Origin of the sequence: Luteibacter sp. OK325, assembly GCF_003050935.1 — a bacterium.
In the GTDB taxonomy this organism is placed as follows: Bacteria; Pseudomonadota; Gammaproteobacteria; order Xanthomonadales; family Rhodanobacteraceae; genus Luteibacter.
Genome location: NZ_QAOX01000002.1, coordinates 445,752 through 464,482, shown reverse-complemented (window position 1 = coordinate 464,482; position 18,731 = coordinate 445,752). Strand labels below are relative to the sequence as shown.

Annotated in this window: 19 protein-coding genes; 13 read left to right on the top strand and 6 right to left on the bottom strand. The window is 64.7% G+C overall.

Translation table 11 applies throughout. The features are described from left to right. Positions 1–138 precede the first annotated feature (138 nt). Positions 139–1,626 (top strand): glucose-6-phosphate dehydrogenase, encoded by a 1,488-nt coding sequence (zwf, locus tag C8J98_RS05875; protein WP_107911827.1) that lies wholly within the window; start codon positions 139–141, stop codon positions 1,624–1,626. Between the two features lie 169 nt (positions 1,627–1,795). Here the strand turns inward: zwf and C8J98_RS05870 are convergent, their stop codons facing one another. Further along, positions 1,796–3,202: a PLP-dependent aminotransferase family protein gene (locus C8J98_RS05870; RefSeq protein WP_233260124.1), complete on the bottom strand. Its 1,407-nt coding sequence runs from the start codon at positions 3,200–3,202 to the stop codon at positions 1,796–1,798. A gap of 65 nt (positions 3,203–3,267) precedes the next feature. Here C8J98_RS05870 and cyoA point away from each other — a divergent pair, with 65 nt between their 5' ends. The 4 genes from cyoA to cyoD are packed head-to-tail and all read left to right on the top strand — an operon-like array spanning position 3,268 to position 7,203. Next, positions 3,268–4,233 (top strand): ubiquinol oxidase subunit II, encoded by a 966-nt coding sequence (gene cyoA, locus C8J98_RS05865; protein WP_107912612.1) that lies wholly within the window; start codon positions 3,268–3,270, stop codon positions 4,231–4,233. A 5-nt stretch (positions 4,234–4,238) separates the two neighbouring features. Further along, positions 4,239–6,248, top strand: coding sequence for a cytochrome o ubiquinol oxidase subunit I (cyoB, locus tag C8J98_RS05860; protein ID WP_107911824.1), 2,010 nt, complete (start codon positions 4,239–4,241; stop codon positions 6,246–6,248). 59 nt (positions 6,249–6,307) lie between these two features. Beyond that, the gene (gene cyoC / locus C8J98_RS05855) at positions 6,308–6,856 is read left to right on the top strand and encodes a cytochrome o ubiquinol oxidase subunit III (RefSeq protein WP_233260159.1); all 549 of its coding nucleotides are present in this window, start codon (positions 6,308–6,310) and stop codon (positions 6,854–6,856) included. Continuing rightward, positions 6,853–7,203: a cytochrome o ubiquinol oxidase subunit IV gene (gene cyoD / locus C8J98_RS05850; protein WP_107911820.1), complete on the top strand. Its 351-nt coding sequence runs from the start codon at positions 6,853–6,855 to the stop codon at positions 7,201–7,203. Before cyoC ends, cyoD begins: the two co-directional genes overlap by 4 nt. A 16-nt stretch (positions 7,204–7,219) precedes the next feature. On the opposite strand, the gene C8J98_RS05845 is transcribed toward cyoD, so the two are convergent. Continuing rightward, positions 7,220–7,420 carry a hypothetical protein gene (locus C8J98_RS05845; RefSeq protein ID WP_107911819.1) on the bottom strand — a complete coding sequence of 67 codons (201 nt, stop codon included), beginning with the start codon at positions 7,418–7,420 and terminating at the stop codon, positions 7,220–7,222. 3 nt (positions 7,421–7,423) lie between these two features. Further along, the gene (locus C8J98_RS05840; RefSeq protein WP_107911817.1) at positions 7,424–8,200 is read right to left on the bottom strand and encodes a MipA/OmpV family protein; all 777 of its coding nucleotides are present in this window, start codon (positions 8,198–8,200) and stop codon (positions 7,424–7,426) included. A 120-nt stretch (positions 8,201–8,320) separates the two neighbouring features. Here C8J98_RS05840 and C8J98_RS05835 point away from each other — a divergent pair, with 120 nt between their 5' ends. The 7 genes from C8J98_RS05835 (at position 8,321) to C8J98_RS05805 (ending at position 14,901) form a co-directional block, all read left to right on the top strand. Further along, the gene (locus C8J98_RS05835) at positions 8,321–9,010 is read left to right on the top strand and encodes a response regulator transcription factor (RefSeq protein ID WP_107911815.1); all 690 of its coding nucleotides are present in this window, start codon (positions 8,321–8,323) and stop codon (positions 9,008–9,010) included. Next, positions 8,994–10,328 (top strand): HAMP domain-containing sensor histidine kinase, encoded by a 1,335-nt coding sequence (locus C8J98_RS05830; protein WP_107911813.1) that lies wholly within the window; start codon positions 8,994–8,996, stop codon positions 10,326–10,328. Before C8J98_RS05835 ends, C8J98_RS05830 begins: the two co-directional genes overlap by 17 nt. A 228-nt stretch (positions 10,329–10,556) precedes the next feature. Then, entirely contained in the window at positions 10,557–11,018 is a 462-nt protein-coding gene (gene msrB, locus C8J98_RS05825; protein WP_107911811.1) for a peptide-methionine (R)-S-oxide reductase MsrB, read from the top strand. Continuing rightward, positions 11,015–11,515 (top strand): peptide-methionine (S)-S-oxide reductase MsrA, encoded by a 501-nt coding sequence (msrA, locus tag C8J98_RS05820; protein ID WP_107911809.1) that lies wholly within the window; start codon positions 11,015–11,017, stop codon positions 11,513–11,515. The genes msrB and msrA overlap by 4 nt, the downstream gene beginning before the upstream one ends. 64 nt (positions 11,516–11,579) lie before the next feature. Next, positions 11,580–12,647 carry a histidine kinase gene (locus C8J98_RS05815; protein WP_107911807.1) on the top strand — a complete coding sequence of 356 codons (1,068 nt, stop codon included), beginning with the start codon at positions 11,580–11,582 and terminating at the stop codon, positions 12,645–12,647. Continuing rightward, entirely contained in the window at positions 12,644–13,405 is a 762-nt protein-coding gene (locus C8J98_RS05810) for a LytTR family DNA-binding domain-containing protein (RefSeq protein ID WP_107911805.1), read from the top strand. Before C8J98_RS05815 ends, C8J98_RS05810 begins: the two co-directional genes overlap by 4 nt. 116 nt (positions 13,406–13,521) lie before the next feature. Further along, complete coding sequence (locus tag C8J98_RS05805) at positions 13,522–14,901, top strand: serine hydrolase (RefSeq protein WP_158272612.1); 1,380 nt, start codon at positions 13,522–13,524, stop codon at positions 14,899–14,901. Here C8J98_RS05805 and gph read toward each other — a convergent pair. Continuing rightward, positions 14,882–15,541: a phosphoglycolate phosphatase gene (gph, locus tag C8J98_RS05800; RefSeq protein ID WP_107911801.1), complete on the bottom strand. Its 660-nt coding sequence runs from the start codon at positions 15,539–15,541 to the stop codon at positions 14,882–14,884. The two genes, C8J98_RS05805 and gph, sit on opposite strands and share 20 nt — an antisense overlap. Positions 15,542–15,702: 161 nt before the next feature. Further along, the gene (locus C8J98_RS05795) at positions 15,703–16,587 is read right to left on the bottom strand and encodes an AraC family transcriptional regulator (RefSeq protein WP_107911799.1); all 885 of its coding nucleotides are present in this window, start codon (positions 16,585–16,587) and stop codon (positions 15,703–15,705) included. Between the two features lie 114 nt (positions 16,588–16,701). Between C8J98_RS05795 and C8J98_RS05790 the strand changes: the two genes are divergently transcribed. Beyond that, positions 16,702–17,481, top strand: coding sequence for an SDR family oxidoreductase (locus C8J98_RS05790; RefSeq protein ID WP_107911797.1), 780 nt, complete (start codon positions 16,702–16,704; stop codon positions 17,479–17,481). On the opposite strand, the gene C8J98_RS05785 is transcribed toward C8J98_RS05790, so the two are convergent. Then, the gene (locus C8J98_RS05785; RefSeq protein WP_107911795.1) at positions 17,407–18,642 is read right to left on the bottom strand and encodes an MFS transporter; all 1,236 of its coding nucleotides are present in this window, start codon (positions 18,640–18,642) and stop codon (positions 17,407–17,409) included. The two genes, C8J98_RS05790 and C8J98_RS05785, sit on opposite strands and share 75 nt — an antisense overlap. Between the last annotated feature and the right edge of the window lie 89 nt (positions 18,643–18,731).

Sequence of the window (18,731 nt, the reverse complement as noted above, 5' to 3'; positions counted from 1 at the left end):
CCCTCGCCACCTGTCATATGCGACCGGTCATAACACTTATGCCTCCCACGCAAGATTCATTTGGATCGAGGCACTTGAAAGGGCGCCGGCGCACCGCATTCATTCACCCGTCTAGTGCCTCCCCGGAAATCGTTCACCATGACCACTTCAACCCAGCTCGAACCCGTCGAATCTTTCGACTACGTTATCTTCGGCGCCACCGGCGACCTCACCATGCGCAAGTTGTTGCCCGCGCTGTACCGCCGTTTCGCCGAAGGCCAGATCACCAGCGACTCGCGGATTGTCGGCACGGCACGCTCGCCGCTGGACAATGAGACGTACCGTGAGCGCGCCCGCAAAGCGCTGGACGAGCATGTGCGCGCCGACGAACTGACCGACGCGACGGTAAACCGGTTCCTGCGTCTGGTTCACTATGTGAGCCTCAACGGCGCCGAATCGACCGGTAACTGGGACGGGCTGAAGGGTCTGCTCGAGTCCAACGCCGGTGAGGGTCGGGTCCGGGTGTTCTACCTGGCGACCGCGCCGGATCTCTACGGCGAGATTGCCCGTAACGTTTCCGAAAAGGGCCTGCGCAGCGAGACCTCGCGCATCGTTCTCGAGAAGCCTATTGGCACCGACCTGGATACCGCACGCAAGGTCAACGAGAACGTGGGCCGTTACTTCCCGGAGAACAGCATCTTCCGCATCGACCATTACCTGGGCAAGGAAGCGGTGCAGAACATCATCGCGCTGCGCTTCGCCAATCCGATGCTCGAGCGCATGTGGGACCGTGAGTCCATCGACTACGTGCAGATCACTGCGGCCGAAACGGTGGGCCTGGAAGGCCGCGGCGGTTACTACGACGGCTCCGGCGCGCTCCGCGACATGATCCAGAACCATCTGCTGCAGGTGCTTACCGTGGTCGCCATGGAACGCCCGAGTTCGCTCGATGCCGACGCGCTCCGCGACGAGAAGGTTCGCGTGCTGAAGTCGCTCAAGCCGCTCGATCGCAACAACCTGCGTGCCAACGTGGCCCGCGGCCAGTACGTGCAAGGTACGACGGGCGGCAAGTCGGTCCCGGCGTATCGCCAGGAGCTTCCCGGCGAAACCGAGAGCAACACGGAGACCTTCGTGGCGTTGAAAGCGGAAATCGACAACCCGCGTTGGCAGGGTGTGCCGTTCTACCTGCGCTCGGGCAAGCGCATGCCGGAGAAGGTGACTGAAGTGGTGGTGCAGTTCCGCACCGGTGAGCCCGGCCTGTTCGGCGAAGCACGTCCGGGCAGCCGCCTGGTGATTCGCGTGCAGCCGAACGAGAGCGTCACATTGCCGTTGTTCGTCAAGCATCCGGGCAATAGCTTCGGGCTCGATGAAGTGGACGCGCTATCGAAGCTCGGCCAGCCCGAGCGCATTCGTTACCGCGATTCCTATGAAGGCCTGATGCTCGATGCGGTCAAGGGCAGCCCGGCGCTGTTCGTGCGTAAGGACGAAACCGAGGCCGCATGGCAGTGGGTCACACCGATCCTCGAGGGCTGGAGCGAGGACGCTGCGGGTCCGGATAGCTACGAGGCGGGTACGTGGGGTCCGGATTCGGCACGCGCGTTGCTGATGCAGGCGGGGCATGTGTGGGTTGAGGATATCGCTGCCTGAGAAAGAGCATCGCCGCTGAAGCGGCTCCCACATGGGGCATCGCCGCTGAAGCGGCTCCCACATGGGGCATCGCCGCTGAAGCGGCTCCCACACAGGCGGGTCTTTTCAGCTCCTTGTGGGAGCCGATTCATCGGCGATGCTTCTTGTGCGGCTCACTATGTGCGGCTCACTAGATAACCACCGAATCGACGGCAGGATCGCCACCCTCCATCACCTGCATCAGCCGATCCAGCCCCTGCTTCAGGCGCATGCGGTCCTTCACGCCGCCCAGCGAAATCCGGATTGCCTGCTCTTTCGGTGAGCCCACCGAGAAGGCATCCGAAGGCGTGACCGCAAGGCCTTCCATGCGCGCCGTCATCGTCAGTGATCGCGCGGTCCAGCGTCCCGGCAGAGGCAGCCAGAGGTGAATCGCTTCCGTCGAGGCAGCCTCGGTTATGGTCGCGAGACTCGCCGGGCGCAGGATCCGCGCCGCCATCGATTGTCGCTCCCGCGCCTCTGCACGCACTGCCTCGAGTAGCCGCACAGCCGTCCCGTCATGAATCCATTGCGTCGCCAGTGAGGTCATCACCGGCGTCGACATCAGCGTGACGGCGCGCAGGCTGCCCAGGAAAGTGGAACGCGATGCGGCGTCCGGTGTCACGACATAGGCCGTCCGCAGGCCTGGGGTAAGCGCCTTCGACAGCGTGGAGATGTAGCAGCTCCGTTCCGGTGCGAGGCGAGCCAGCGGTGGAGGCGCTGCGTCGCATAGAGGCCAGTAGGGATCGTCTTCGATGATGCGCAGGTCGTGCTTCCGCGCGATCGCGACGATCTGTTCCCGGCGCGCCAGGGGCATCGTCGTGGCCGTCGGGTTACGCAGGGTAGGGTTGAGATAGATGACGCGCGCCTGGTGTGCCAGGGCAGCCTTCTCGAGCGCATCGGGAAGCATGCCGTCGGCGTCGCTAGCAACGGCGAAGAGCCGGCGGCCGAGCTGCGTGGCGGCGCTGATCATGCCGGGATACAACACCGGCTCGGTCAGGATGGTTTCGCCGGCGTCGCTCAGCGCGAGGACGAGGGCGGCAAGGGCCGCCTGCGCACCCGGGCAGGTGACCACGCGTGAGTCATCCAGCCGGCCCAGCATGGGGGCGAGCCACGCGACCCCCGCAGCGCGATCGGCGTCGCTGCCACCGCCCGGGTGATAGCTCATCAGCAGGTGGGAATCGGTGTGAGTGAGTATCTGATCCACGCCACGTTTGAGCAGGGCAGTGAGGTCGATACCTTGCGGTGGCGGCGGGATGTTCATGCCCAGGTCCACGACCTGCGCCGTGTCGAAGCGCGGGGCGGAGACGAAGGTCCCCATGGCGCCGTTGGCGTGGAGCAGTTTGCGTTCGCGAGCCTCCGCATAGGCACGGGTCACCGTGGTCAGGTCCATGCCCAGCGCGGTAGCCAGTTGCCGCTGCGGCGGCAGGCGGTCGCCTGGCCGCAGGCGCCCGTCGGTGATCGCCCTTTCCATGAAACGGACCACCTGCAGGTAGCGCGGTCCCTCCTCGTTGAGTGCCGCCGCCCAGTCGAGCCCTTGTATGGAGCTTGTCCGCGTCACAATGCCACCGATGTATGGATATTGTCGACGCATAGTATGCGCCGCATCCCTATATGGATGCATACATGTTTGCGTCGCTGTTCCACCGAATCTATCGGCCCGCGCTGCGTCTTGCCGCCGTGGGCGGCGCGTTACTCCTTCAGGGCTGCCGTCTTGCGCTGTTCGATCCGAAGGGCGATATCGGCAACCAGGAGCGTCACCTCATCCTGCTCTCGACGGGGCTGATGTTGCTCGTGGTCATTCCGGTCATCGCGCTCACCCTGTACTTTTTCTGGCGCTACCGCGCCACGAACACCGAGGCCACCTATGCGCCCGAGTGGTCGCACTCCACCGCGATCGAAGTCGTCGTGTGGACGATTCCCTGCGTGATCGTCGCCGTCCTTGCCGTGCTGATCTGGCGGAGTACCCACGCCCTGGATCCGTACAAGGCGCTGGCTTCCGAACGTCCGCCGTTGAAGGTCGAGGTGGTCGCTCTCAACTGGAAGTGGCTCTTCATCTATCCCGACTACGGCGTGGCCACGGTGAATGAACTGGTCGTGCCGGCGCGCACGCCGATCGAGTTCCACCTGACCGCAGACTCGTTAATGAACTCGTTCTTCATTCCGCGCCTGGGTAGCCAGGTCTATGCGATGGCGGGCATGGAAACCCGCCTTCATCTGATTGCCGATGAGGTGGGTACGTATGCGGGGCGTTCGTCGGCATATAGCGGTGCGGGCTTTTCGGGCATGCGTTTCGACACGATCGCGGTGAGCGATGCCGACTTCGCGGACTGGATAAAGCGCACCCGTACCTCGTCGCCGGCACTCACCGCCGATGGCTACCACGCGCTGACGGCACCCAGCGAGCATGAGCCGGCGCGCAAGTTCGGCAACGTCGAAACCGGGTTGTTCGAGCACGTGGTCGATCAATTCATGCCGAAGGCCGCCGGTGGCGAAATCTGCGGCCCTTCCGGCACCGTAGCCCGCATTCCCTCCGCACTCGCTCCGCAGCGTGCGGACACGCTTCCCCTGACGTCGCCGGCGAAGGACTGAACCGCATGTTCGGCAAACTCGATCTGTCCGCCATCCCGTTCCACGAGCCCATCATCATGGGGACCCTGGTTATCGTGATGCTCGGTGGCGCGGCCCTTATCGCCGCCATTACGTACTATCGCAAGTGGACTTACCTCTGGCGCGAGTGGCTGACCTCGGTTGACCACAAACGCATCGGCGTGATGTACATCATCCTCGCGCTGGTCATGCTGCTGCGCGGCTTCGCCGATGCGCTGATGATGCGCGCGCAGCAGGCCATCGCCGCCAACGGCTCGACCGGCTACCTGCCGCCGCACCACTACGACCAGATTTTCACCGCCCACGGCGTGATCATGATCTTCTTCGTCGCCACGCCGCTCATCCTCGGCCTGATGAACGTGGTGGTGCCGCTGCAGATCGGCGCACGTGACGTGGCCTTTCCTTTCGTCAACTCGCTGAGCTTCTGGTTGTCGGCAGTGGGCGCGGTGTTGGTGATGATGTCCATGTTCGTCGGCGACTTCGCCGCGACCGGTTGGGTGGCGTATCCGCCACTATCCGAACTGGGATACAGCCCCACGGTGGGCGTGGACTATTACATATGGTCGCTACAGGTCTCCGGCCTGGGCACCTTGCTGACCGGTATCAACCTGGTGGTGACCATCCTTCGCATGCGTGCACCGGGAATGACGCTCATGCGCATGCCGGTGTTTACCTGGACGGCGCTCATCACCAACATTCTCATCATCGGCGTGTTCCCGGTGCTGACCGCCACGCTCGCGCTGCTCAGCGCCGACCGCTACCTGGACATGCACTTCTTCACCAACGAGCTTGGTGGGAACGCGATGATGTACATCAACCTGATCTGGGTATGGGGTCATCCCGAGGTCTACATCCTTATCCTGCCTTGCTTCGGCGCGTTCTCGGAGATCATTTCCACGTTCTCGGGCAAGCCTCTGTTCGGCTACAAGTCGATGGTGTACGCCACCTCGTCCATCGGCGTGCTGTCGTTCTTCGTCTGGCTGCACCACTTCTTCACCATGGGCTCGGGCGCGAACGTCAACGCCTTCTTCGGCATCATGACTTCGATCATCTCCATTCCTACCGGCGTGAAGCTGTTCAACTGGCTGTTCACCATGTTCCGCGGGCGGATCCGCTACCACTCCTCGGTGTGGTGGACGATCGGCTTCATGGTCACCTTCGCCATCGGCGGCATGACCGGCGTGTTGCTCGCCGTGCCCGGTGCGGACTTCGTCTTGCACAACAGCCTGTTCCTCGTGGCGCACTTCCATAACGTGATCATCGGTGGCGTGCTGTTCGGCTGCCTGGCCGCGATCGGCTTCTGGTTCCCGAAGGTGTTCGGGTTCACGCTCAATGAGTTCTGGGGGAAGGTGTCGTTCTGGTGCTGGCTGGTCGGCTTCTACCTCGCTTTCATGCCGCTGTATGTGCTTGGCCTGGACGGCATGACGCGGCGCATGAACCACTATGACGATCCTGCCTGGCAGCCGTGGCTGGTCGTCGCGCTGATCGGCGCGTTGGTCATCGCCTGTGGCATCGCCGCCCTTGGTATCCAGCTGGTCGTCAGCATCCGCAACCGCAACGCCAACCTCGACATGACGGGTGATCCCTGGGACGGCCGCAGCCTGGAATGGTCCACCGCCTCGCCGGCGCCGTTCTACAACTTCGCCCATGTACCGGTGATCACGTCGCTCGAACCGCACTGGGATGCGAAGAAGGCGGGCACCGCGTATGTCGAGCCGGCGGCGTATGAGGACATCCACATGCCGCGGAACACGGGCGCAGGCTTCATCATCGCCGCCATCTCGCTCGCGTTGTGCTTCGCGCTTGTCTGGCACATCTGGCCGCTGGCGATCGTGTCGCTGCTCGGCATGATCATCGCTTTCATCGTGCGGACCTACGACCGCGACGTCGACTACTACGTACCCGCCGCCGAAGTCGCCGCGATCGAGCGGGCACGCTATGCGCGGCTACCGAAGACCCATCCTACCGCCGCCACACGCTACGACGAGGCCGCCTGAGCATGAGCACTACCCTTGCCACGGCCGGACATGGCCACGCGGAGCACGACGATGGGTCGATGACCACGGTGGGCTTCTGGATCTACCTGATGAGCGACTGCCTGATCTTCGCGACACTGTTCGCGACGTTCGGGGTGCTTGCCGGTGCCACGGCGGGAGGACCGGGGGGCAGGGAGCTTTTCGGCCTGCCGTTCGTGCTGACCGAAACCATGTTGCTGTTGCTGAGCAGCTTCACCTTCGGCGCCGGCATGCTCGGCGCCGCGGCGGGGCGCCGGCGCGTGCTGGTCGGTTGGCTAGCGATCACCTTCCTGCTCGGCCTCGGCTTCATCGCCATGGAGGTGCACGAGTTCGTCGAGCTGATCCACGACGGTGCGGGCCCCTCGCGTAGTGCCTTCCTTTCGGCGTACTTCGGGCTGGTCGGTACGCACGGCCTGCACGTGCTTTCGGGTCTGGTCTGGCTCGGCGTGATGATGCACCAGGTACTGCGCTTCGGCCTGGACGGCATCGTCCGTCGTCGGCTCGCCTGCCTGAGCCTGTTCTGGCACTTCCTCGACCTGATCTGGATCTGCGTCTTCACCTTCGTCTATCTGCGCGAGTTCACCCCATGAGTCACGATTCCCAGGCCCACGGCAGCATGCGGAGCTACGTGTCCGGCTTCATCCTTTCCGTGGCGTTGACCCTGGCTTCGTTCGGCGCGGTCATGTCGAATGTCGTTCCGGCAAATGGGCGCCTGGCGCTCATCGTCGCTTTGTGCGTCGCGCAGTTGTTCGTCCAGCTGGTGTACTTCCTGCACCTTGGCTCGGCACGAAGCCAGCGCGCGAATACGGCGATCTTCGCCTGCACGACGTTCCTGATCGCGGTGGTCGTTGCCGGCTCGCTGTGGGTGATGCACAACGCCAACGTCAACATGATGCCGATGCCCCTGTCGGTGCATCAGGCGATGATGCACGAGTAGCCGACAGGTTCGCGGACTAGAGGTTTCGCTTGCCGGCCGCCACCGATTCCAGCAGGGAAACCACGCACTCGCCTTCACCGGCGAGTGCGATTTCCACGGCGGTCCGGCCGCCCAGCTCCTGGATGGGCGTAAGCAGGAGCCAGTCCCAGACCGCCTGGTGATCGGGGTCGATGCCGTAGGCCAGGTCCGCTATCCGACGCATGATCCGGTCGGCCATCGCTCAGAATACGTGGCTGAGTGAGACGAAGAAGCTACGTGTGTGATCGGCGTTGACCATGGGGCTGTCCTTCACCGCATCCGGGAGGATGGTGTAGCGCATGCCGGCCGAGGTGACCCAGGAAGGCGACAAGCGGTAGTTCGCCATGAGGTTCACGTAGGGAGCGGTGCCACCATCGGCGTGGTACGCAGGCAGGCCGCTGCGCAGGGCCTCGCGGCCACTCACGCCGTAATAGTAGTCGTTGAGCGCGCCGTTGCTGCGCGAGATGCCGACGGTCGGGATGAGCGTGAGAGCGCCCTTCTTCAACGGGTAGCTGTAGCCGGCGTCGAGCAGGGTGCCGCCGCCGTGGCCGGTGAATTCCTTCTGTGCGCTGGCGGACACGACGCCCCATTCCGCCTTGTGCCTCCACGCCACGCCGGCCATGCCGGAGATGTTGCGGTTGGACAGCTGTTTCAGCTGTGCGTTGTCGGTGTCCTGGTGACGGAAGCGGTTGGCGAACGGGGAGACGAGCAGGGAGATCTCGTCGGAGGGCGTCGAAAACAGCTTGTAGCCGGCCGAGGCGCCACGGAAGTAGAACGACTTACCCTCGTAGTTCACCAGGGGCAGGGGCAAGGCCTTGTTGTCATAGCTGCGATACGGGCTGGGGGCCCATGCGGCGCCGATACCGAGGCTCCAGCCTGGTGCGCGGTCATCCGCGGATTGGGCCGATACGGCGCCAGACAGGCCGAATCCGGCGATCAGGGTGAGCAGCGAGGCGGAACGCGAACGGGATACCGACATACGGGAAGACTCATGGGGACGATAGGCTCCGGATGGTGGGAAACGGACATTGCCCGAACATTGCCCGGCCTGACGGGCATTTAGCTCGTGTTAGGATCGCGCCCCTTCGGGAGGTTCTGCATGCGCATACTGCTGGTGGAAGACGAGCCGGAGATGGCCGCCGCGCTCCAGGCTGGCCTGCATCGGCACGGCATGCTCGTGGACATCGCGACGGATATCGCGCACGCCACCGAGGCCCTGCAATGCAAGGTGCACGACCTGCTCCTGCTCGACAGGCAACTGCCCGACGGTGACGGAGCGACTCTTTTGCTCAAGGCACGAGCCACGCATGCCGACCTTCCGGTCATCATGCTGACCGCTCGCGGCTCGCTTGCCGATCGTATCGATGGCCTGGATCTCGGCGCGGACGATTACCTGGTCAAGCCCTTCGCGATCGAAGAGCTGCTGGCGAGGATCCGGGCGATTTCGCGTCGCCCCGCGCAAATCGCGTTGCCGGTTGCCACCGTGGGCAATCTCTCCTTCGACTTCACCGCTCGCGATGCCCACGTGGACGGCCAGCCGTTGCGCCTGCAGCGTCGCCAGCTGTTGCTGCTCGAAGCGCTGGCTTATCGCCATGGGCGCACGGTGCAGCGGGAGGTCTTGCAGGAGGCGGTCTACGGTTTCGACGATGCCATTCAGTCGAACGCCCTGGATGCGCACGTGTCCAAGCTGCGCCGGGCGCTCGTGGAGGCGAACGCGAGCGTGGAAATCCACGTGATCCGCGGCATTGGCTATCTGCTGCGGGAGGTGCGCGATGGGCAGGCACGCTAAGTCACTCACCGTCCAGCTCGGCGTTCGCCTCAGCGTGCTGCAGATCGTCATCCTGCTCGTTACTATCGCTGCGCTGACCTGGAGCCTCCTCGATACGCGGGCGGCATACATCGATGAAGGCCTCGCGCGTGACATCGCCCATGCCGTGACGGTTGACCATGGCGCGATGCAGCTACATACCGATGACGACCTGCGCGCCGTCCTCGACGCCGCACCGCGGATGTGGTTCGTGATCGCCGACGAGCAGGGACATCGCCTGAGTCACGGCACGGTTCCGCAGGGCTATCGGTCGCTGGTCGATTCGCTCGCTTCGCTGCAATCGTCCGAGGTGCATACGACGAGCGCACCCTATGAACTGGCCATGCGCGTCATTGTCGAGAACACGGCATACGGTCGTCTTCATGTGATCGTCGGCGGTGCGCCCTTGCTCGGTCTCGCACGCGTCTTCGTCAAGTTCTCGGTCTATATCGGTACGCGTATCGGATTACCGCTGGTGCTGGTCACCCTGGTGGCGGTTCCCTGGCTCATCCATCGATCGATGGCCGGTGTCGGCAAGGTGGCCGACCAGGCGCAGCGCATCAATATCGACGAGCGCGGCGCCCAGCTGGAGGACGGCGCGGTGCCCCGCGAGCTGCAGCCGCTGGTGCGCGCGTTCAACCTTGCACTGGAGCGCCTGGGCGAGGGCTACGATGCGCGCGACCGTTTCCTCGCGGACGCGGCCCACGAACTGCGCGCGCCCATCGCGATCCTCGAAGCCAGGCTGCATACCTTGCCCCCCGGCGAGGCGCGAACCCGCCTGCTGACCGACCTGGCCCGACTGGCCAATATCGCCGAACAGTTGCTCGACCTGCAGCGGCTGGGCAAGCAGGTCACCGAGTTCGAGCCGCTCGACCTGGTGACCCTCGTGCGCGAGGTCAGTGCCGACGTGGCGCCCCTGGTCCTGGACGCGGGCTACGAGCTGGCCATGGATGCGCCGGAGCATGCCGTCGTGGTCATGGGCGACCGCCTCTCCCTGTCCCGCGCCGTGACCAACCTGATCCAGAATGCGATCGCGCACGCGGGTGGCAAGGGCCTGATCCATGTCGCGGTGACGGAGGGTGCCACGTTCGAGATCAGCGACGAGGGTCCCGGTATTCCCGAGGCCGAGCGGGCGAAGGTGTTTACCCCGTTCTATCGGTTGCGACCGAGCAGCGTGGGGACGGGGCTGGGGCTGCATCTGGTGCAGGAGATCGTGGCGCGGCATGGGGGGAGCATCGGTGTGCTCGATGCGCCGGGTGGTGGCGCCCGGTTCTCGGTCCGGCTACCTGGGTCTTCATAGGTTCGTTTTTCTGGCTCTTCGTAGGAGCCGATTTATCGGCGATTCCTGCGGAGCGAGGGCCTGGACGGTGTCGCGACCTGGTTTTCGCCGATGAATCGGCTCCCACAGGATGCCTGAGGGCAAGTCCTTACTATTGTTTCCACGGGGTTCGACCGCATTATGGAACGAGCGGTGGAGCGGGCCCGCAACTGGCCTGCAGCCCCGATCTTCATCCCTCTGGAGGTCCCCATGTCCGACTATCGCAAGACCCCCGAAGCCCTCGCCAAGCTGACGCCCGAACAGTTCCGGGTGACCCAGCAGAGCGGCACCGAGCGACCGTTCCACAACGAATTCAATGACAACAAAGAGCCGGGCATCTACGTCGATATCGTCTCAGGCGAGCCGTTGTTCTCGTCCTTCGACAAGTTCGACAGCGGTTGCGGCTGGCCCAGCTTCACGCGCCCGCTCGAAGCCGACCATGTCGACGAGAAGCGCGACATCACCCACGGCATGATTCGCACCGAAGTGCGCTCGGCGAATGCGGATAGTCATCTCGGCCATGTCTTTCCCGACGGCCCGCGTGACCAGGGCGGCCTGCGCTATTGCATCAATTCGGCGTCGCTGCGCTTCATCCCCGTCGCCGACCTCGAAAAGGAAGGCTACGGCCAGTACGTCCACATGTTCGACAGCGAAACAGGAGGTGTCCTATGACTGCGCGCGCCATTCTCGCCGGCGGTTGTTTCTGGGGCATGCAGGACCTGATTCGCAGGCAGCCGGGCATCATCGCCACGCGGGTGGGCTATTCCGGCGGCGACGTGCCCAACGCCACCTACCGTAACCACGGCAGTCATGCCGAGGCGATCGAGATCGAGTTCGATCCGGCCAGGGTGAGTTACCGCAAGATTCTCGAGTTCTTCTTCCAGATCCACGATCCGACTACGCTGAATCGGCAAGGAAACGATCGGGGCGAGAGCTATCGTTCGGCCATCTTCTACCTCGATGACGAGCAGAAGGCCGTCGCCGAAGACACCATCGCGGACGTCAATGCCTCAGGCCTGTGGCCGGGCAAGGCGGTGACTGAACTGTCACCGGCAGGCCCTTTCTGGGAGGCCGAACCCGAGCACCAGGACTACCTGGAGAAGTACCCGAACGGTTACACCTGTCATTTCATCCGCCCGGATTGGGTGCTGCCCAGGCGCGCCGCCTGATCCCGCCTTGTGTGCCGGCTCTGGTATAAGGGCCGGCACGCAAGACAGGGGCGGGGGCCTCGACATGAAGACAGGGAAGAAAGGCTACGTCGCGATCCTCTGGGTCGCGTTGTTGGTGGCCATTGGTTTGCTCAGGGCGTCCAACCGGTATCTCATCGATATCGCCAACCACGTGCCGTCGCTGTTTGCGCTGAAGCTGATCGACGAACTCACCGGCTCGTTGAGCTTCGGCGTTTTTCTGCCGGTGCTGTTCTCGCTCCTGCGTCGAATCGCAGGCATCGCCTCGGTCCCGGCGCGCCTTCTCGGCCACCTGGGATTGTTCCTCTCGCTGTCCGTGGCGCAGACCAGCCTGATGCTGGGCCTGCGGCTAATGGTGTTTCCGCTGGCGGGCTACGCACGCTACGCGGCGCCGCCCACGGGGTGGCGCTACCTCATGGAAATGCCGACACAGCTGTTCTTCTATGCGGTGATCGCCCTGGGACTGTGGCTGTTCGATCGTTACCGCGAAGGGCAGGCGAGGGAGCTACGCGCTGCGCAGCTGGAATCGGCGCTGTCTGACGCGCGTCTGGACGCGTTGCGCCTGCAGTTGAACCCGCACTTCCTGTTCAACACCCTCAATGCCGTCTCGGAGCTCATGTACGAGCGGCCGCAGGTCGCCGACGAGATGCTCTCGCGCATCGGCGAGCTGTTGCGCGCCACGCTGTCGGCGACGACGCAGGAGCATCGGCTTGCCGACGAGTGGCAACTGCTGTCGCTCTACCTGGATATCCAGCGGGCGCGTTTCGGCAACGGGCTCGATGCGCACGTGGAGGGCGATGCGGCCCTCGATGATCTGCACGTACCGTTCCTGATCCTGCAGCCGCTGGTGGAGAACGCGATCGAGCACGGTGGCAGCGGCGAAGGCAGACGCGTCTGTGTCGATGCGAAGCGTGAGGCGGGCAGGCTGACCCTGCGCGTTCGCGACTTCGGTGGCGGCACGGCACGTCCTGGCCACGGCATCGGATACAGCAATGTGGATGCGCGACTGCGTCACCTGTATGGCGACGCCGCCGGTGTGAGCCGCGATGCGGCCGTGGGCGGCGGCTCGGTGGTGACCGTCTGGTTGCCGGCGCGACGTTGGGCAGCGGCATGAGCCTGCGTGTCGTCGTGGTCGATGACGAAGCGCCTGCGCGCGCCAAGCTGCGCCGCTATCTCGCCACGGCCGACGGCCTGGAATGGATTGGCGAGGCCGGTAGCGGGGTGGAAGCAGTCGCCCTCATCCAGCGTTTGCGCCCGGACGTGGTCTTCCTCGACATCAGCATGCCGGGCATGGACGGCTTCGGCGTGTTGCAGGCGCTGGGCGAGCCGTTGCCGGCGGAGATCGTCTTCGTCACGGCGCATGACACCCATGCCGTGCGAGCGTTCGAGGTGCACGCGTTCGATTACCTGTTGAAGCCGGTGGGCCCGCAACGGTTCGATCGCCTCGCCGCACGGCTGTGCCGGTTGCTCGTTCCCTCAGCGGGGCTCGCCGTGCGCGTGGACGGGTTGCTCGATGCCTTGCCGCCGCCCGCGCACTATGTCGAGCGCCTGCTCCTTCCGAAGGGCGACAGCGCGGAGCTGGTTCATGTCGACCGCATCGACCGCATCGAGTCGGACCGCAACTACATCGACGTCTATGTGGAAGGCACACCGCACCGATTGCGTGGCACGCTCGATGCCATGCAGACGCGCCTGTCGCCATTGCACTTCGTCCGGATCAACCGCTCGACGGTGGTCAGGCTGGATGCGATCCGCGAACTGAAGCCCTGGCCGGAGGGTGAGCAGCGGCTGCTCCTGCGCGACGGCGCCCGGGTGACCTGGACCCGCCGCTACCTCGGCCAGCTGCCGCCGGGGCTCGCACTGGAGCTCTAGCGCGCGTCGCCCGGACAAAGCCGGCCGTTCGTCCCTGGCCAGCCGGCATTCGTCCCGGCAGACCACGCCGACAACTCTCGCTTGCCCCAGACTGGGCAAAAGCAGAGGGGATGACCGTGGGTAAGAAAGCACTGATCGTCGGAGGCATCGTGATGGTCGCCGCCGCTTCGGCATGGATGGTGTTCCGTCCCGACCAGGCGCTGCGCGTCGCCGCGGGCGTGGCTGCTCACCACGTCTGCTCGATGACTTTCATCGGCGGCCAGGATCCCAAACGTACCTACGACGAGCTCGTGGTGCCGATGATCGGCAGCGTCGCGGGACACCTGCTCAGCGTGCATGTGTCGCCGGAGACGCAGAGCGTGGAAGTGTCGAGCCCCTTGCGATCGCTGGCCCGTGCGAGCTTCACCCGGGGCTACGGCTGCCGTCTCGACCTGCCGGGCAATGTGCCCCTGGTGGCGGATCCGCCGGAGGCCACGACCTCCGGGCGACTCGACGACGACTTCGCGCCGGACGAGGCCGTCGCCACGCGCAAACCGGCGGTGGCCGCGGCGCTGGATCGACTCTTCATCGAGCGCGAGGGCGAACCGGTGAAGCAGGTGAAGGCCGTGGTGGTCGTTAAGGACGGTGTCGTCGTGGCTGAGCGCTACGCCGATGGCTTCGACGTGCACACCCCGCTGATCAGCTTCTCGGTCGCCAAGTCCTTGACCAATGCGCTGCTCGGCATGCTTGTCAGTGAAGGCAAGCTGCGCGTCGACCAACCCCTGGATCCGCCGGAATGGCGGCAGCCCGGCGACGCGCGTGCCTCCATCACGGTGGAAGACCTCATGCGCATGCGTAGTGGCCTTGCGGCAGAGGAAGCGGAGTCGGCCTTCAGTCCCGTGGCGCAGATGGAATTCCTGCATGGCGACATGGCCGGCTTTGCGGCCGCGCAGCCGGCGAAAGAGCCACCCGGAAAAACATTCGAATACACCTCGGCCGACACCGTGCTGCTCGACAGGAAGATCGGCGAGTTGATCGGCGGCGGTCCGGCGGGTCTGCGGGCGTACGCACAAAGCAGGCTCTTCCGGAGCCTGGGCATGCACGATGTCACGATGGAGTTCGACGGCAAGGGCACGTTCATAGGGTCGACTTACCTCTACGCCAGCGCCCGCGATTACGCGAAGTTCGGCCTGCTGTACCTCAACGACGGCGTCGCTCCGACCGGCGAGCGGCTGCTACCGCGCGAGTGGGTCGCCTGGTCGCGCACGTCGACGCTGGGCGCGCCGTACGGCGCTGGCTTCTGGACCAATGACGGGCCGAGCCGTCCGGCGAAATGGCGTGTGGAAGGGGGCTTTCCCAAGGATGGCTTCTTCGCCAGCGGCACGATGGGCCAGCGCATCTACATCGTGCCGTCCGAGAAGCTGGTGATCACGCGGTTCGGCTACTCGGCGCCGCCCGACTACGGCATCGAGGACGATGTCGCGCTGATCAAGGCGGTTATCGAGAGTTACCGATAGCGAGCAGGTCCGGCATGCGGTCGATCACCGCCAGCGCGCCGATCGCATGCAGGTCGAGCGACTTGCGATAGCCGTAGCTCACCATCACGAAGGGCAGGCCGGCATCGCGCGCGGCGAGCACGTCGCTCTCGGAATCACCGACCATGAGCGTGTCGCTCGTTGCGACCCCGGCTTCGCTGGCCAGGTGCAGTAGCGGCACGCCGCTGGGCTTGCGTTCGGGCAAAGTGTTGCCGCCGACGATGCCGTCGATGTACCGCAGCATGCCGCGCGCCTCGAGCAGGGGGTGCACGAACTCCTCGTTCTTGTTCGTGCACACCGCAAGCTTCACGCCCTGGGCGTGCAGGGCAGCCAGTGTATCGACCACGCCGTCGTAGGCGATGCCATCCAGCGCCGTCTCGGCATAGTGTTCGAGGAAACCGGGCATCACCTTGTCAATATCCGCGTCACTGCCGGCATGACGAAAGGCGTAAGTGATGAGCTTGCGCGAGCCCTCGCCGATCCACTCGGTGATCTGCCCGACGTCGTAGGTCGGTAGCTTCCAGTCGCGCAGCGTGCGATTGACCGATTCGGCGATGTCGGCCGCGCTATCCACCAGCGTGCCGTCAAGGTCGAAAATGACCAGGGAAAAGGGGAAGGCCAAGGGAGACACTCCACACATAAACCCGACATTCTACGCCCCGGCCAGACCAACATCATGACCCCAGCTTTTCATGGCCTCCTGTAGGAGCCGCTTCAGCGGCGATAACCAGGTCGCCTCAAGCCCCATCGCCGGCATAGCCGGCTCCTACAAGAAGCGGAGGCTCATGCCTGCTGCAGCAGTTTCGCATCACGCCGCGGCGGAAGGCCGAACATCCGCGAATACTCACGACTGAACTGTGAGGCACTCTCGTAGCCGACGGCGAAGGCGGCCGTCTCGGCACTGGCGGCTTCGCCCACCATCAGCCGTCGTGCTTCGAGTAAACGCAGCTGTTTCTGATACTGCAGCGGGGTCATGGCGGTGAGGCGGCGGAACTGGCGATGAAAGGCGGACGTGCTCATCTGCGCGCCCGCGGCCAGATCGTCGATGCGCACAGGCTCGGCGAAACGGTCGCGCAAACGGTGAATGGCGGTGATCACGCGATGGGCATGTGTGTTGGCCAGCACCATGCGGGCCACCTCCGCGCGGTGGGGGCCGCTGAGCAGCCAGTACGCGATCTCGCGCATGATCGCCGGCTGGAGCAATGCAATGGCCTGGGGCGTGTCCAGCAGGCGCACGAGGCGCACGGTGCAATCGGCCAGCGGCCCGTCGAAATCCGTGACGAAGACGCCAAAGCCGGGACCTTCGCCGCCCGGCGCAGGCGTGCCGAGCGCGTCGGCCACCTCGCGCATGATCGCGAGATCGAATTCGATGATGATGCCGAGGAAGGGCTCCGTCGGACTGGCTTCCACCACACGCCCCAGCGCCGGTGTTTCCACGCTCACGATAAGCGCCTGGCCCGCACGGTAGTCCAGGTGGCGGTCACCGAACACGGCCCATTTCGCGCCCTGCACGACGATGCAAAGGGCGGGCTTGAATATGAGGTGGGCGGGCGGCTTTTCGTGGTCGGACCGCAACAGCACCAGGCCGGGCACGTCGGTCAGGTACGGGCCGTAAGGGTCCCGGCCATCGGTATGACGGAGCAGGCTCTGGGTCAGTTCGGGAATCATGTCGGCATCGTATGCCTGGAAGCAGGATCAGGCAAGAATGGGCCGGGTTCGCGCATTCCGTCGTGGCATGGACGGGCCTATCGTTTGCACAGGCCCCAAACCGAAGGACAACCCATGACCAGCACAAACCCAGCAAGTAACGTGACGAAGATCGCCCTCGTCACTGGCGGCAGCCGCGGCATCGGCCGTAGCACCGTGCTCCACCTGGCGGCACGCGGCGTCGACAGCATCTTTACCTATCGCGAGAATCAGGCAGAGGCAGCCAACGTCGTCGCCGCCGTCGAACAGCAGGGCAGGCGGGCCATCGCGCTGAAGCTGGACACCGGCGTCGCCGCTTCTTTCGATGCGTTCGTCGGGCGTGCGAGGACGGCCATCGGTGAACTCGGCGCCGAGCGCTTCGACTTCCTGGTGAACAACGCGGGCCAGTCGTTGCACAAGGCGTTCGACCAGACCACCGAAGAGGAGTTGGACGCCATCTACAACGTCCACTTCAAGGGTGTGTACCTGCTCACGCAGAAGCTCCTGCCGTTGATCGTCGACGGCGGACGCATCATCAATATCTCGTCCGGCCTCGCGCGTGTCTCCATGCCCGGTAGCTCCGCGTACGGTGCGATGAAGGGCGCCGTGGAAGTGCTGACGCGCTACATGGCCGCAGAGCTCGGCCCCCGCGGCATCGCGGTAAACACGGTGGCTCCCGGCGCGGTCGCTACCGACTTCAGTGGTGGCATGGTGCGTGACACCCCGGCGCTGGCCAAGCGCATCTCGGACATGACGGCGCTGGGTCGCGTGGGGTTGCCGGACGACCTCGGCGCGATGATTTCATCCCTGCTGTCGGACGATAACCGCTGGATCAGCGGTCAGCGCATCGAGGTCTCCGGCGGCATGCTGGTTTAATGTTGCGAGCAAGCCCAGCGCGACGACGACAGCGACACCACCGACCACCAGGGCAGACACCACGCCGACACTGTCGACCACCCGACCACCCATGAACGAGCCGGCTGCGATGGCAAGCTGGTAGGTCATGACGAAGAGGGCCGAACCGGCTTCCGGGTGGTCACCGGCGTAGCGTGAAACCCAGACGCTCAGCGCGACAGGCAGTGCGCCATAAGCCATGCCCCAGAGCAGGATGTCGGCACTGGCGCCTGCGTGGGACATGCCCAGAAGCGGCAGCGCGAAGATGGTGGCGCCAAGAAGGAGCATCGTGCCGGCGAGCGACCAGCGCAGGTTCTTCGCGATCGCCCTGGGGGCGATGAAATTGCCGATGAAGCCGACCACACCGAAGCCGAGCAGCACCGCCGTGATGCCGCGCTCATCGAAGCCGGCACGCTCGATCAGGAACGGCGCGATATACGTGTAAGCGGTGAAGTGCGCGGCGATAACGACCGCCATCATGATCAGGCTCAGGCGCGAGGTCGACCGGCGCAGCAGGCTGCGAAAGTCAGCCGTCTTCACCACGGTGTCCGATGGTAGCCGGGGCAAGAGGAAGAACTGTGCGATCAGGGCGATAAGGACCAGCGCACCGGTGGCAAGAAAGGCGTAGCGCCAGGAAGCGACACTACCGATGAGGGTGCCCAGCGGCACGCCGATGATCGTGGCGAACGTGATGCCGGCGAACATCGTGGCTGTCGCGAGGGCGGCCTTCTCGGGGCGTACCAAGCGGCCACCCGCGGCAAGCGCGACCGCCCAGAAGCCACCCAGCGCAATGCCCAGGAGTGCGCGGGCGAAGAGCATGGTGGCGAATCCCGTGGCGCATGCGGCGACGATATTGGCCGCCATCAGCAACACCGATAGGAGCATGAGCACGTTGCGGCGGTCGAGGCGGCCGGCAAGCATCGTGGTCAGTGGTGCCGCGATGGCCGCCACGAGGCCGGTCGTAGTGACCATCAGGCCGCCGATACCGGTCTTGAGGTGGAGTTCGCCGGTGATTTGCGGGAGCAGGCCGATCGGCAGGAATTCCGTGGTGACGAAGGCGAAGGCAGCCAGCGTCACGGCAGCCACGGCCAGCCAGCCATCCCTGGCGGGGCTTGAGGTGCTCGGTAGGGATTGATTATTCATCGCACCTATATGCCGCCCGGTCTTGCGGACTACAGGCCTGACAACGTCCAGACACTTCCTCCTCTACGGACGGAATGGGCATCGTAGTA

What these genes read in the sequence shown, in the direction of transcription:
- zwf (WP_107911827.1), top strand. Translation starts at nt 139, where the DNA reads ATGACCACTTCAACCCAGCTCGAACCCGTCGAATCTTTCGACTACGTT.
- cyoA (WP_107912612.1), top strand. Translation starts at nt 3,268, where the DNA reads ATGTTTGCGTCGCTGTTCCACCGAATCTATCGGCCCGCGCTGCGTCTT.
- cyoB (WP_107911824.1), top strand. Translation starts at nt 4,239, where the DNA reads ATGTTCGGCAAACTCGATCTGTCCGCCATCCCGTTCCACGAGCCCATC.
- cyoC (WP_233260159.1), top strand. Translation starts at nt 6,308, where the DNA reads ATGACCACGGTGGGCTTCTGGATCTACCTGATGAGCGACTGCCTGATC.
- cyoD (WP_107911820.1), top strand. Translation starts at nt 6,853, where the DNA reads ATGAGTCACGATTCCCAGGCCCACGGCAGCATGCGGAGCTACGTGTCC.
- C8J98_RS05845 (WP_107911819.1), bottom strand. Translation starts at nt 7,420, where the DNA reads ATGGCCGACCGGATCATGCGTCGGATAGCGGACCTGGCCTACGGCATC.
- C8J98_RS05840 (WP_107911817.1), bottom strand. Translation starts at nt 8,200, where the DNA reads ATGTCGGTATCCCGTTCGCGTTCCGCCTCGCTGCTCACCCTGATCGCC.
- C8J98_RS05835 (WP_107911815.1), top strand. Translation starts at nt 8,321, where the DNA reads ATGCGCATACTGCTGGTGGAAGACGAGCCGGAGATGGCCGCCGCGCTC.
- C8J98_RS05830 (WP_107911813.1), top strand. Translation starts at nt 8,994, where the DNA reads ATGGGCAGGCACGCTAAGTCACTCACCGTCCAGCTCGGCGTTCGCCTC.
- msrB (WP_107911811.1), top strand. Translation starts at nt 10,557, where the DNA reads ATGTCCGACTATCGCAAGACCCCCGAAGCCCTCGCCAAGCTGACGCCC.
- msrA (WP_107911809.1), top strand. Translation starts at nt 11,015, where the DNA reads ATGACTGCGCGCGCCATTCTCGCCGGCGGTTGTTTCTGGGGCATGCAG.
- C8J98_RS05815 (WP_107911807.1), top strand. Translation starts at nt 11,580, where the DNA reads ATGAAGACAGGGAAGAAAGGCTACGTCGCGATCCTCTGGGTCGCGTTG.
- C8J98_RS05810 (WP_107911805.1), top strand. Translation starts at nt 12,644, where the DNA reads ATGAGCCTGCGTGTCGTCGTGGTCGATGACGAAGCGCCTGCGCGCGCC.
- C8J98_RS05795 (WP_107911799.1), bottom strand. Translation starts at nt 16,587, where the DNA reads ATGATTCCCGAACTGACCCAGAGCCTGCTCCGTCATACCGATGGCCGG.
- C8J98_RS05790 (WP_107911797.1), top strand. Translation starts at nt 16,702, where the DNA reads ATGACCAGCACAAACCCAGCAAGTAACGTGACGAAGATCGCCCTCGTC.
- C8J98_RS05785 (WP_107911795.1), bottom strand. Translation starts at nt 18,642, where the DNA reads ATGAATAATCAATCCCTACCGAGCACCTCAAGCCCCGCCAGGGATGGC.